Origin of the sequence: uncultured Bacteroides sp. (assembly GCF_947632445.1) — a bacterium.
In the GTDB taxonomy this organism is placed as follows: Bacteria; Bacteroidota; Bacteroidia; order Bacteroidales; family Bacteroidaceae; genus Bacteroides.
Genome location: NZ_CANRPM010000022.1, coordinates 1 through 13,905, shown reverse-complemented (window position 1 = coordinate 13,905; position 13,905 = coordinate 1). Strand labels below are relative to the sequence as shown.

Here is a 13,905-nt window from a genome sequence, read left to right as displayed (position 1 = left end):
GTTTTTACGTTTCATGTTGTTCATTGGTCTTCTTCACAAATCAGTTCCACTTCGTCAATATAGAGTGTGTTTCCTACGGCCCCTTTGAATTTGGCACCGTCAATGCTCGACGAAAACACGATCCCCAGCTTGTATTTGCCGTCCGCCAGCTTCTGCGCGTTGACGCTCTTTCCGTTTCCGACTTTTTTGAAGGGAATGTCGAAAATCTTCCACGTATCGGTTTCTACAGCGTCAGCCTGGTCGAGGCGGGCCAGCAGCACAACGCTCGGGTGGGGATTCAAGGCATTGCTTCCGTCGAGCATGAAGGCATTGTCTTCGGCTTCATACAGGAAGGCATAGATGTCGAACGAGTCTTGCTTTCCGTTTATCGTTTTGCCGTCTTCGGTATAGACTTCTCCCCGTTTGAACTTATAATATCCTTTCAGTCGGGAGGGTGTCTTGTAGAACTGCATGCCGAAACGGGTGGCGGCAAGGGCATCGTTCAGGGCGTTGCTCAGGTCGAACGAACCGATAAACAGGTTCCCGGCAGCAATGGGCATGCCCGCACTGGCACCGAAACTGCCTGTATTGAGCGTTTGGAGCTTTACGCATTTGCCCGCATAGCCGTCGTTGATCTGTACCGTAGGATATTCCTGCGGAGTACCGGCCATCATGGTCAACTTAAATCCTGGGTTTCCGCTGCACCATTGCAGGGCACGCGGCAGGCCGTCTGCACCGATCGACTCTTCTTCCAACAGGATGTGGTAGGGCCTGTTGCCGCTTTGCAGGCCTTCGAAGTGATAACGGGTGGGCAATTCCGTCAGAATGGCGTGGATCTGGTAATTCGCGCTGTTGGACTTGTCTTCCGAAGTGACCGTCAACCATCGGGTATGATTGGCATTGTCGAAATTGATGACGGCTGTAAAGGTGCCGTCTGCGTTCAGAGTGAAGTCACTGTCATCTTCTGTGGGGTCGGTTATTGCGAGGGTCGCTCCTTGTGGGACGGTAAATGTCAGTGCCTGTTTGGACAAGTCGGCCCATTTGTTGACATAAATGTTGAAATCCCGATTATTGTTGATGGTAAACTGTACGTCAGTCCCTGTACATGCGTCTATGGCCGCTTCCACATTCAGTGCTTCGTCCTGTATGCAGGAGAACATTGTGACTGCCAGCAGGGAGTAAGATAATAATTGTTTGACTTTCATAAAAGTAATATCTTAAATGAGTTGGAGGCAAAGTTACATTTATTTTTGGAGATAGGAAAATGAAGCCGGATATTTAATAAACTCAATGACTATTTGTTTGATAAAACCTTTTTCATACCTTTGCGAGAACATAAATCGAGTGACAAAATGATAAATGATACAGAAAGGCAACAGATTATAGCTCTCGTGAAACGGGAAGTGGTTCCGGCTATCGGATGTACGGAGCCTGTTGCCGTTGCCTTGTGCGTGGCTAAGGCGGCAGAGACATTGGGTGTCAAGCCTGAGAAGATAAGTGTATGGCTTAGCGCGAACGTCCTGAAGAATGCAATGGGTGTGGGCATTCCGGGTACGGGGATGATCGGCTTGCCCATTGCCATCGCATTGGGAGCTTTGATTGGGAAATCGGAGTATCAGTTGGAAGTATTGAAGGATAGCGTTCCCGAAGCAGTGGAAGCCGGCAAACGTTTTATTGACGAAAAACGCATATTAATTGCGCTGAAGCCGAATATCAGTGAGAAGTTGTATATCGAAGTCTGTTGTGAGGCAGGTTCTGACCGTTCGACAGCCATCATCGCAGGTGGGCATACCTCGTTCGTTTATGTGTCGCGCAACGGGGAAATCCTGCTTGATAAACAGACTGCTTCTGCGAAAGAAGAAGAGACTCCCGCGCCTGAGCTGACGTTACGCAGAGTCTATGATTTTGCTATGACAACACCACTGGATGAAATCCGCTTCATCCTTGATACGGCCCGTTTGAACAAGGCTGCAGCGGAACAGTCCTTTACCGGTAATTATGGGCATGGCTTGGGAAGAATGCTTCGTGGTACCGATGAACATAAGATTATGGGCGACAGTGTCTTTTCACATATATTGTCTTATACATCGGGGGCTTGTGATGCGCGTATGGCAGGAGCCATGATACCGGTGATGAGCAATTCGGGCAGTGGAAATCAAGGTATTTCGGCCACACTTCCTGTTGTTGTTTATGCCGAAGAAAACGGGAAATCGGAAGAAGAACTGATCCGTGCGCTGATGCTGAGTCATCTGACGGTTATTTATATAAAGGAGAGTTTGGGACGTTTGTCTGCCTTGTGTGGCTGTGTGGTAGCTGCGACGGGTTCCAGTTGCGGCATTACGTGGCTGATGGGAGGTACGTATGAGCAAATCACGTATGCAGTACAAAACATGATTGCCAATCTGACGGGTATGATATGCGACGGGGCAAAGCCCAGTTGTGCCTTGAAAGTGACTACCGGCGTATCTACCGCAGTGCTCTCTGCCATCATGGCAATGGAAAACCGATGTGTTACTTCTGTAGAGGGTATTATCGACCGGGATGTAGATCAAAGTATCCGTAATCTGACCCGGATAGGTTCGCAGGGTATGAATGAAACGGATAAGCTGGTGCTCGACATCATGACGGGCAAACAATAGAGCGATGAACCATTCGTAATGGGCAATGAAAAATTAATCCTGCATATAGAAATAAGGCATATAGGAAAATTCTTCATTGCCTGTTTTCATTTATTTTAGTGGCAGCAACCGTCGCCACAATCGTGGTCTCCACATCCGCCTCCGCAATTTCCGCAACTGCATCCGCAGCCACCGCTCATCATACGAGCCATTTCTGTGAGTTCTTCATTGGTTGCCGGACGGTTGGTTACGACTTCACCCACAAAGTTCAGGTCGCATCCGGCTAAAGGATGGTTCATGTCCATCACAACGACGTCATCTTTCACTTCTACAACGCTTCCGTTGATATGTTGGCCTTCGGCAGTCGTCATGGGAATAATCGCTCCTTCTTTAATGCGTGTCTCGTCGAACTTCCCGTCAATGAGGAAGATATTCTTGGGCAGTTCGATGACATGGTCTTCGTCGTATTCGCCATAAGCCTCGGTGCAGGCGATGGTGAAGTCGAATTTATCGCCGGGTTTCAAGTCTTTCAGCTGGTTCTCAAAAGCCTCAAGAGTCATTCCCAATCCTGAAATGAACTGGAATGGATGTTCTGTGGTAGCTTCCTCCGTGAAATCGCGTTCTCCGTCTTCAATGGTGTATAGCTTGTAAGCTACAGTGATGTACTTGTTTGTTTCCATTTTCTTTATATAATCTTGTTATTGGTCTGGGCAAAGATACAAATCTTTTGGCGTATGTTGCAAAAACTTCTTATCTTTGACACACTTTTCCTGTATTGGCACGGGAAAGATGGAACGGATGATGAAGATATGATAAAGACGGCATTCATAGGCATGGGTTACAGAGGGATGCAGCTGCTCCGCCTGTTGCGTCATATCCCTGCTTTCCGCCCGGTGGCTTTTGCAGATCCCGGTGTGTCGGATGCGGATATGGCAGGTATGACCTGTTATAATCAAGGGGATTGTGACTATCTGAATATGCTGAAGGAGCAGACGCCTGCGTTGGTATTTGTGGCATCGCCGTGGCAGTGTCACGTGCAGCATGCCATTCATTGCGTGGAATATGGAGCAGACGTTGCTTTGGAGATAAAGGGCGGATTGTATCTGGATGAGTACAAGCCGTTGATAGAACGGGCCGAACGTACCGGCCGTCGAATCTATCCGTTGGAGAATACGCTTTTCATGCGTGAGAATCTGTCTGTTTATAATCTGGTTCGTGCTGGCGTATTGGGCGAGATAGTCTATATGCGGGGCGGGTATCGCCATGACTTGCGCCGTATGTTGCTGGATGATAACGGGACGTTGGGAAACCGTGACAAAACGGAAAGCGTCTGGAGGAGCCGGTTTTATCAGGAAGAGAATGGGGATCTTTATCCTACACATGGCTTGGCTCCGCTGTGTCTGATTGCCGGCATCGGGCGTACCGATCGTTTCAAGTATGTGACCTCTTTTGCTTCCAAGTCTGTCGGCTTGATGCAGCGTATTCGCGATTTGGGAGGAAATCCCGATGAGAAGATCACGTTGGGCGATGTGGTCGTTACACAGCTGGAAACGGAGCGTGGAATACTGCTTTCGCTGACGCATGATACGACCTTGCCCCGTCCGCGCAGCCTCGACTTTGAAATACAGGGTACGCGGGGCATCTGGAACGGTGACCGGCGGATGATTTATGTGGAAGGAAGCAGTCCTGATGAATCCTGGGAGCCGGACGATGCCTATATCGACCGTTATGAGCATTCTTACTGGAAGCGGTGGGGACGGGAGGCCGTCGAAGTGGACACCCATCATCATGGTATGGACTACGTGATGTTGAAAGCATTGGAGGAAGATCTTCGGGGTGGGGAGCCTTATCCTGCCGGCATTGCCGATATGGCTCTATGGACTTCGGTTACTCCTTGGTCTCAAATGTCCATTGCCGGTAGACGGACACTTTTATTGGACGAAAACGATTGATTATTAACCATAAATGCCTGTTTTATGAGAAACAACAAACTTCTATCAGCCTTATGGCTTTCCGCATCTTTATCAGTAGTGATGTCGGCGTGTTCTTCTATGCCTGTCAAGGCTCCTGATCCGATTCTTCCGGTTCCTGAGTCGAAGCAAGTGGAATGGCAAAAGATGGAGACATACGCCTTCATTCATTTTGGTCTGAATACGTTCAACGACCGTGAGTGGGGATATGGTGACACGCCGGCGGAGGTGTTCAATCCTTCCCGTCTGGATTGTGAACAGTGGGCCAGGACTTTGGTGGCAGCAGGGATGAAAGGGGTCATTCTGACCGCCAAGCATCACGATGGCTTTTGCCTTTGGCCGTTTGCCGGGACCGACTACAGTGTGGCAAACAGTCCTTATAAAGACGGTAAAGGGGACGTCGTGCGCGAATTGTCCGAAGCCTGCAAGAAATATGGATTGAAGTTTGCTGTCTATCTGTCGCCATGGGATCGTCGTCAGGCCAATTACGGGACGCCCGAATATCTGGATTATTTTTATGCCCAGCTGCGTGATTTGCTGACCAATTATGGGGATGTGTTCGAAGTCTGGTTCGATGGAGCCAATGGCGGTGACGGATGGTATGGCGGAGCGAAGGAAACACGTACCATCGACCGCCGTAATTACTACAACTATCCCCGCATTTACGAGATGCTGGACAGCATACAGCCTCAAGCCGTCATTTTCTCTGATGGCGGCCCCGGTTGCCGGTGGGTAGGCAACGAGAAGGGCTTTGCCGGTGCCACCAACTGGTCTTTCCTCCGTAAGGGCGAAGTTTATCCCGGTTACGACAAGAACTACCAGTTGCAGTATGGCCATCCCGACGGCAATCAGTGGGTAACTGCCGAGTGTGATGTCTCCATTCGTCCGGGCTGGTTCTATCATCCCGAACAGGACAGCCTCGTGAAAACTCCCGAACAGTTGGCCGATCTCTATTATCGTAGTGTGGGGCATAATGCAACGCTGTTGCTGAATTTTCCGGTAGACAGGGATGGATTGATACATCCGGTTGACTCGGCTAATGCGGTCCGTTTCCATCAGATGGTACAGAAGGAACTGGACACCAACCTGATAGCCGGAATGGTTCCTCAGGTAAGCAATGAGCGTGGAGGTGACTATGTGGCTTCAGCCTTGACGGACGACGATTACGATACCTACTGGGCTACTGCCGACAGTGTGACGGCGGCCGATATTACGTTCTCTTTCTCCTCTCCGACGCGGATGAACCGCATGCTGTTGCAGGAATACATCCCCTTGGGCCAGCGTGTGAAGGCTTTCACGGTGGAATATCGTGACGCTTCGGGCGACTGGCTGCCTGTTACCCTGAACGAAGAGACCACAACCATCGGTTACAAGCGCTTGTTGCGTTTCTCTTCCGTCGTTTCCGACGGCATCCGCGTTCGCATTACCGATGCGCGTGGCCTGCTGTGCATCAACAACATCGGAGTGTATGATGCCGGTGAAGATGCCGACAGACTTTTTGAAGCAGTACCGGCCGCCCGGATGCAGAGCCTTCCTTTCACCCTTCCCGGAGTGAAGCCGGAAGAGGCTGTTGCGGCATCCGATCGTAACGAGAAGACTACTTGCTTTATAGACGGTGATTTGCTGACCATCGACTTGGGCAGTGAATGCCTTGTCTCTTCCTTCCACTTCCTGCCCGACCAGAGTGAACCGAACAAAGGGTTGGTTTCCCATTATGAATTGTCGGTGGCCGGTGCCGATGGAAAGAATGCCAATAGAGTCAAAGCGGGTGAGTTCTCCAATATCCGTAACAATCCTGTGATGCAGTCTGTTTACTTCACGCCGGTCAAGGCACGCTATCTTTATCTGAAAGCTGTCCGTATGGTAACGGAAGGCGAGCCGATGGGCTTTGCGGAGATAGCCGTGCGCAGACCTTGATTGCGTGTCGGCCTTTCAGCCTTCCTCACGCAGTGCTTTCTGACCCTCTCATGCAGTGCTTCGTCAGGTCCTCACGAAGCACTGTGTGACACCTTCATAAAGCACTGTGTCAGACCCTCACAAAGCACTTCGTTGTCACTTCACGAAGTGCTTTCTTTTTTCCTTATCATCATATGATACTTCCTTTTCGTTTCGGAAGCGTCTCCCCGGAAGAAGTAGGGCATGGCGGTGGCTTCGATGGACTTATGGATAATAAAAGGAGACTTTTTCCCACCCTATTCTTACGATTCTATATAAAAATATGTTTTTTTTCTTCAAACTGTTTGGATATTATAAAAAAGCCCTTACCTTTGCACCCACGTTTAGCAATAATAAGAGATTTGAATTACCAATTTTAAAGAGATAAGAAAGGTATGATGCTACATACATCCATGAACCTGGCAGTCCTGCATATCATTCGCGTCGTGGTCTTGAAATCAAGAGCGTGAGAAAGGTTTGTGTATGTATCCATACTTCGGAAGATAATTATTGAAGCCTTTCTCACTGATGAGAAGGGCTTTTTCATTGAAAGGAGAACAACAAAGATGAAACACCAGTTACGCAGTTCGTTCAGTACGCAGGGCCGCCGAATGGCGGGGGCACGTGCGTTGTGGGTGGCCAACGGCATGAAGCGCGAGCAGATGGGAAAGCCCATCATAGCCGTCGTCAACTCGTTCACGCAGTTTGTACCCGGACACGTCCACCTGCACGAAATCGGCCAGTATGTGAAGGAAGAGATTGAAAAGTTGGGCTGCTTTGCCGCCGAGTTCAATACCATCGCCATTGACGACGGCATTGCCATGGGACATGACGGCATGCTCTACTCCCTGCCTTCGCGTGACATTATTGCTGACAGTGTGGAGTACATGGTCAACGCCCACAAGGCTGACGCCATGGTGTGTATCAGTAATTGCGACAAGATAACGCCGGGTATGCTCATGGCCGCCATGCGCCTGAACATCCCCACCGTCTTCGTTTCGGGTGGACCGATGGAGGCTGGCGAATGGAAGGGACAACATCTCGACCTGATAGACGCCATGATCAAGTCGGCCGACACGACGGTGAGCGACGACGATGTGGCCAAAATCGAACAGCATGCCTGCCCTACGTGCGGATGTTGTTCGGGCATGTTTACCGCCAACTCCATGAACTGCCTGAACGAGGCTATCGGTTTGGCCTTGCCGGGCAACGGTACCATCGTGGCTACGCACGAGAATCGGAAGAAACTGTTTAAGGATGCCGCCAAACTGATAGTGGAGAACGCTTACAAATATTACGAGGATGGAGATGAAAGCGTATTGCCCCGCAGCATCGCTACCCGTGAAGCTTTCCTTAATGCCATGACGTTAGACATTGCTATGGGTGGCTCGACCAATACGGTGCTCCATCTGCTGGCTGTGGCCCATGAGGCTGGAGCCGACTTCAAGATGGAAGACATAGATATGCTTTCACGCAAGACGCCTTGCCTGTGTAAGGTAGCGCCGAACACGCAGAAGTACCACGTGCAGGATGTGAATCGTGCAGGCGGTATAGTGGCTATCATGGCCGAGCTGGCGAAAGGAGGTCTTGTGGATACCGGCGTGAAGCGTGTGGACGGCATGACGCTGGCCGAAGAGATAGACCGATATTGCATTGTCAGTCCCAACGTTTGCGAGAAAGCGTTGAAGAAATATGCCAGTGCCTCCGGCAGTAAGTTCAATCTGAAACTGGGTTCGCAGGACAATTATTATAAGGAATACGACACCGACCGTGCCGAAGGCTGCATTCGCGACCTGAAGCACGCCTACAGCAAGGATGGCGGCTTGGCCGTGCTGAAGGGAAACATCGCGCAGGATGGCTGCGTAGTAAAGACCGCCGGTGTGGACGAAAGCATCTGGAAGTTCACAGGCCCTGCCCGTGTGTTCGACTCACAGGAAGCTGCCTGCGAAGGCATTTTGGGCGGCAAGGTGCAGAGCGGCGACGTGGTGGTTATCACTCACGAAGGCCCCAAGGGCGGCCCCGGCATGCAGGAGATGCTTTATCCTACCTCTTATATTAAGTCGCGCCATCTGGGCAAGGAGTGCGCCCTCATTACGGACGGACGTTTCAGCGGCGGAACATCGGGTTTAAGCATCGGCCACATTTCGCCCGAAGCGGCAGCCGGAGGCAATATCGGCAAGTTGCTGGACGGCGACATCATCGAGATAAACATCCCTAATCGCACCATTAACGTGAAATTGACCGATGCCGAACTGGCGGCGCGTCCCATGAAGCCCGTCACCCGCAACCGTGAGGTATCCAAGGCACTGAAGGCCTATGCGAGCTTGGTAAGCTCGGCAGACAAGGGAGCGGTGAGACTGATAGACTAATAGAATTGAGAATGGATAATTGAGCATACATCGTTCATTTTCCATTCTCCATGATAGAATAAAGATGAAAGATACGATTACAGGTGCAGAAGCCCTGATGCGCTCTCTGGAGCACGAAGGGGTACAGACAATATTCGGCTATCCGGGCGGCAGCATCATGCCGGTGTTCGATGCCTTATACGACCATCGGAAGACATTGAACCACATCTTAGTGCGCCACGAACAAGGAGCTACCCATGCTGCGCAGGGCTTTGCCCGTGTGTCAGGTCAGGTGGGTGTCTGTCTCGTGACCAGCGGGCCGGGTGCCACCAATACCATTACCGGCATAGCGGACGCCATGATAGACAGCACGCCCCTTGTCGTCATTGCCGGACAGGTGGGTACAGGTTTTCTCGGTACGGATGCGTTTCAGGAAGTGGACTTTGTGGACATCACGCAACCCATCACCAAGTGGAGTTACCAGATCCGTCGGGCCGAAGATGTGCCTTGGGCCGTAGCACGTGCTTTCTACATTGCCCACAGCGGCCGGCCGGGGCCTGTAGTACTCGATTTTGCCAAGAACGCCCAGGTGGACAAGATGGAGTATGCTCCCGTGACGGTCGATTTCATCCGTAGTTACCAGCCTGTGCCCGACATGGATATGGAGGCTATTCGCGAAGCGGCCGATCTCATCAATGCTTCCGAACGCCCGCTTGTACTCGTGGGGCAAGGTGTAGAACTGGGTAATGCGCAAGCCGAACTCTGTGCTTTCATCGAAAAAGCCGAACTGCCTGTCGGGCGTACTTTGCTTGGACTTTCGGCTCTTCCCTCCGACCATCCGCTGAACAAAGGCATGCTGGGTATGCATGGTAACTTGGGGCCGAATATCAATACCAACAAGTGCGACGTGCTGATAGCTGTGGGCATGCGCTTCGATGACCGTGTGACGGGTAATGTGGCCACCTATGCTCCGCAGGCCAAAATTATCCACTTCGACATCGACCCTGCTGAGATAGATAAGAACATCAAGACCGACGTGGCTGTGTTGGGTGATTGCAAGCAGACGCTTCCTGCCGTAACTGAGTTGCTGAAGCCCGCTACTCATAGGGAATGGATCGACAGCTTCCGAACTTATGAAGAGGTGGAGGAAGAGAAGGTCATCCGTCCAGAACTCCATCGCACGACCCGCGAACTGAGTATGGGCGAGGTTGTACGTGCCGTGAGTGAGGCTACAAACAACGAAGCCATTTTGGTGACCGACGTAGGCCAGAACCAGATGATGTCTGCCCGCTACTTCAAGTACACCCGCGAGCGCAGCATAGTCACCTCAGGCGGGTTGGGCACGATGGGCTTCGGCCTGCCTGCCGCCATTGGAGCCACCTTCGGCCGTCCCGACCGCACCGTTTGCGTCTTCATGGGCGACGGCGGCTTGCAGATGAACCTACAGGAGTTGGGCACGATAATGGAGCAGAAAGCGCCCGTTAAAATGATATTGCTTAACAACAATTACCTGGGCAATGTGCGTCAGTGGCAGGCGATGTTCTTCAACCGCCGCTACTCGTTCACCCCCATGCTGAACCCCGACTACATGCAGATCGCTGCCGCTTATGGCATTCCTTCGCGCCGCGTCATAGAACGTTCGGAACTGGCTGATGCCATCCGCGAGATGCTGGCTACGGACGGCCCTTTCCTGCTCGAAGCCTGTGTGGAAGAAGAGGGCTATGTAATGCCGATGACACCTCCGGGCGGTTCGGTGAACCAGATGCTTTTGGAATGCTAAAAAAGAGACAGACTATGAGTGACAAGACATTATATACCATTATCGTCCATTCGGAGAACATTGCAGGTCTGCTCAACCAGGTGACGGCAGTGTTCACCCGTAGGCAGATCAACATTGAAAGCTTGAACGTGTCCGCTTCTTCCATCCAGGGTGTACACAAGTACACCATTACTACTTGGACGGATAAGGACACCATCGAGAAAATCGTGAAACAGATTACCAAGAAGATGGATGTGTTGCAGGCCCACTATTTCACCGACGACGAAATTTATCAGCACGAGATAGCCCTTTATAAGGTGGAGACCCCTGCGCTGGAGCAAACGCCTGAGGTATCGAAGGTCATCCGCAGGAACCACGCCCGTATCGTCGAGGTGAACCCAGTCTTTTCCATTGTCGAAATGAACGGTATAAGCGATGACATCACGCACCTTTATCAGGAGTTGCAGGCTTTCGGTTGTGTGCTTCAGTTTGTCCGCTCGGGGCGTGTGGCTATCACTACGAGCTGCTTCGAGCGGGTCAATGAGTACTTGGCCGAGCGGGAGGCTAAATATCTGGAAAGTAAAAAACAGAAAAGTAATGAGTGAAAACAACAAGATAGGAACCTATAACTTCGTGGCCGAACCTTTTCATGTAGACTTTACAGGGCGGCTGACGTTAGGCGTGCTGGGTAACCATCTGCTCAACTGTGCTGGTTTCCATGCTACCGAACGTGGGTTCGGTATGGCCGAACTGAACGAGGAAAACTATACGTGGGTGCTGTCCCGTCTGGCTATCGACATGGACGAGATGCCCCTGCAATATGAACCGTTCTCGATACAGACGTGGGTGAAGGATGTTCACCGCTTCTTTACCGTCCGTAACTTTGCCATCCTTGGCAAGGACGGTCGTAAGATAGGTTATGCCCGTTCTGTTTGGGCGATGATCAGCATGCAGACGCGCAAGCCCATCGACCTGCTGGCAATAAACGATGGCGATATTGTAAACTATGCGTGCGACGAACCTTGTCCCATTGAGAAGCCTTCGCGCATTAAGGTGGTGGCCACCGAGCCTGTTGCTTCACTCACGGCCAAGTACAGCGACATTGATATTAACGGGCATGTGAATAGTATTCGTTATATCGAGCACATCCTCGACCTCTTCCTGTTGGAAAAATATCGGACGCAGCGCATCCGCCGCTTTGAAATGGCTTACGTGGCCGAGAGCTATTATGGCGACACTCTTTCCTTCTTCCTCGATGACGATGGTAACGATGTGTATGGTGTGGAAGTGAAAAAGAACGGCGATGAGACTGTATGTCGTGCAAAAGTGATATTTGAATAGAAATATATTAACCAGGCGAAAGCCACAAATAAAAACAAAAAATACAATGGCACAATTGAATTTTGGCGGTGTTATCGAAAATGTGATGACCCGCGAAGAGTTTCCTTTGGAAAAAGCACGTGAGATTTTAAAAGACGAGACTATTGCAGTAATCGGATATGGTGTACAAGGTCCGGGGCAGGCCTGCAACCTGCGCGACAATGGCTTCAACGTGATTGTTGGGCAGCGTCCTGGCAAAACTTTTGAAAAAGCTATTGCCGACGGGTGGGTACCCGGCGAAACCTTGTTCGGCATTGAAGAAGCTGCCGAGAAGGGTACTATCGTGATGTGTCTGCTTTCCGATGCAGCCGTCATGTCCGTATGGCCTGCGCTGAAGCCGCATCTCACGGCTGGCAAGGCTCTTTACTTCTCTCATGGTTTTGCCATTACTTGGAGCGACCGTACAGGTGTGGTTCCTCCCAAAGATATTGATGTGATTATGGTCGCACCGAAGGGTTCGGGTACTTCGCTTCGTACCATGTTTCTCGAAGGCCGTGGGTTGAATAGCTCCTACGCCATCTACCAGGATGCTACAGGTAAGGCAATGGACCGTACCCTGGCATTGGGTATCGGTATCGGTTCCGGCTATTTGTTTGAAACTACTTTCCAGCGTGAGGCTACTTCCGACCTTACCGGTGAGCGTGGCTCGTTGATGGGTGCTATCCAAGGCCTGTTGCTGGCACAGTATGAAGTGCTGCGCGAGAACGGTCACACACCTTCCGAAGCCTTTAACGAAACCGTTGAGGAATTGACGCAGTCTCTGATGCCTCTCTTTGCCAAGAACGGTATGGACTGGATGTATGCCAATTGTTCCACTACCGCTCAGCGTGGTGCCCTTGACTGGATGGGCCCGTTCCACGATGCTATTAAGCCGGTTATGCAGAAGTTGTACGAGAGCGTGAAGTGTGGTAACGAAGCTCAGATCTCTATCGACAGCAACTCCAAGCCCGACTACCGCGAGAAGCTGAATGCCGAGCTGAAAGCCCTGCGCGAAAGCGAAATGTGGCAGACAGCTGTTACGGTACGCAAGCTCCGCCCGGAAAACAACTAAAGTCGTTTAAGATTGTAGAAAAACAAGGAATGCCCTGGCGTGCGTTGCACGGCCGGGGCATTCTTGTTTTATGGGGTAAAGATTTCGGGTTGCAATGTTGCAAGAACTGCATACACCAATTTCGGATATTACCGAAAGATATTCTGCTTTATCTCGGATGATGCTATGTCCTACAACGATGTCCATAGTGCTTTATCCAATAGTTGCTTTGGCAAAAATACGGAAAAATTGTTTGCTTATTAAATTGAATTTATTGGTAAAAATTTATAGAGCAACCGCATCAAAATTTGGCATTAAGAATCATATCCTTTAGATAGTCGTTTGACAGGCTTGCCTTGAAACGTCTTTTCTTCAAACTGCTTTTGTCGATATGTTCTTTGATTATCTGCAAGGCCAACTTTCTGATTGTAGACAGATTGACAGCAGCGAAGCCTTTTCCGGCCCTGCAAGCGTCCTCAAGGAAGTTTATATCAGGATTCCGGTGCAATTGGTTTTCTATAGACCGGTGCCACGTGCCAACATATTGAAGTACGCCGCCTTTGGGAAATTCTCATCACTGATGTAGCGTCGAACCGTCGTGGCGATATGGCCGCCATAATCGACGGCAGATGTGATCCCAACCAGAGTCCTTAGCCTGGGCCAACGATTCTTCACCTTCTTATCCTCGATTGTGTCGGCGTTCAGTATGCGACAGCCACGGGTTTCGATACGACCGTGATCGGCTTCCATCCGGGTTGCGGTATCAATAGGTCTGTTATAGCGGAAAGCATCGGTGAGCTGCCGTTCAGGGTAGTGTTTCATTCAGTGTGTCTGGAGTCAGTCTTCAGACCTCTTAGTTTTGCAAATATATCAATTTATCTGTTAA

General features: G+C 50.7%; 11 protein-coding genes. 8 read left to right on the top strand and 3 right to left on the bottom strand.

Features of this window, described 5'->3' with window-relative positions; translation table 11 throughout:
- Positions 1-20: 20 nt before the first annotated feature.
- On the bottom strand, positions 21-1,184 hold the full coding sequence (locus tag Q0Z70_RS06310) for a PCMD domain-containing protein (RefSeq protein WP_298073268.1): 1,164 nt from the start codon (positions 1,182-1,184) through the stop codon (positions 21-23).
- A 147-nt stretch (positions 1,185-1,331) separates the two neighbouring features.
- Between Q0Z70_RS06310 and Q0Z70_RS06305 the strand changes: the two genes are divergently transcribed.
- Entirely contained in the window at positions 1,332-2,618 is a 1,287-nt protein-coding gene (locus Q0Z70_RS06305) for an L-serine ammonia-lyase, iron-sulfur-dependent, subunit alpha (protein WP_298073267.1), read from the top strand.
- 95 nt (positions 2,619-2,713) lie between these two features.
- Here Q0Z70_RS06305 and Q0Z70_RS06300 read toward each other — a convergent pair whose 3' ends face one another.
- Positions 2,714-3,277 carry an FKBP-type peptidyl-prolyl cis-trans isomerase gene (locus Q0Z70_RS06300; protein WP_298073266.1) on the bottom strand — a complete coding sequence of 188 codons (564 nt, stop codon included), beginning with the start codon at positions 3,275-3,277 and terminating at the stop codon, positions 2,714-2,716.
- Between the two features lie 129 nt (positions 3,278-3,406).
- Between Q0Z70_RS06300 and Q0Z70_RS06295 the strand changes: the two genes are divergently transcribed.
- From Q0Z70_RS06295 to ilvC, 7 genes are all read left to right on the top strand, one after another.
- The gene (locus Q0Z70_RS06295) at positions 3,407-4,549 is read left to right on the top strand and encodes a Gfo/Idh/MocA family oxidoreductase (protein ID WP_298073285.1); all 1,143 of its coding nucleotides are present in this window, start codon (positions 3,407-3,409) and stop codon (positions 4,547-4,549) included.
- 24 nt (positions 4,550-4,573) lie between these two features.
- Positions 4,574-6,484, top strand: a complete 1,911-nt coding sequence (locus Q0Z70_RS06290) for an alpha-L-fucosidase (RefSeq protein ID WP_298073265.1) — start codon at positions 4,574-4,576, stop codon at positions 6,482-6,484.
- Between the two features lie 584 nt (positions 6,485-7,068).
- Entirely contained in the window at positions 7,069-8,871 is a 1,803-nt protein-coding gene (gene ilvD, locus Q0Z70_RS06285) for a dihydroxy-acid dehydratase (RefSeq protein WP_298073264.1), read from the top strand.
- A 64-nt stretch (positions 8,872-8,935) separates the two neighbouring features.
- Positions 8,936-10,630, top strand: a complete 1,695-nt coding sequence (gene ilvB / locus Q0Z70_RS06280; RefSeq protein ID WP_298073263.1) for a biosynthetic-type acetolactate synthase large subunit — start codon at positions 8,936-8,938, stop codon at positions 10,628-10,630.
- Positions 10,631-10,644: 14 nt separating this feature from the next.
- Entirely contained in the window at positions 10,645-11,214 is a 570-nt protein-coding gene (gene ilvN / locus Q0Z70_RS06275; RefSeq protein ID WP_298073262.1) for an acetolactate synthase small subunit, read from the top strand.
- On the top strand, positions 11,207-11,950 hold the full coding sequence (locus tag Q0Z70_RS06270; protein ID WP_298073261.1) for an acyl-ACP thioesterase domain-containing protein: 744 nt from the start codon (positions 11,207-11,209) through the stop codon (positions 11,948-11,950). Before ilvN ends, Q0Z70_RS06270 begins: the two co-directional genes overlap by 8 nt.
- A gap of 46 nt (positions 11,951-11,996) precedes the next feature.
- Entirely contained in the window at positions 11,997-13,040 is a 1,044-nt protein-coding gene (gene ilvC, locus Q0Z70_RS06265) for a ketol-acid reductoisomerase (protein WP_298073260.1), read from the top strand.
- Between the two features lie 495 nt (positions 13,041-13,535).
- Here the strand turns inward: ilvC and Q0Z70_RS06260 are convergent, their stop codons facing one another.
- Positions 13,536-13,841, bottom strand: coding sequence for a hypothetical protein (locus tag Q0Z70_RS06260; RefSeq protein WP_298073259.1), 306 nt, complete (start codon positions 13,839-13,841; stop codon positions 13,536-13,538).
- Positions 13,842-13,905 lie beyond the last annotated feature (64 nt).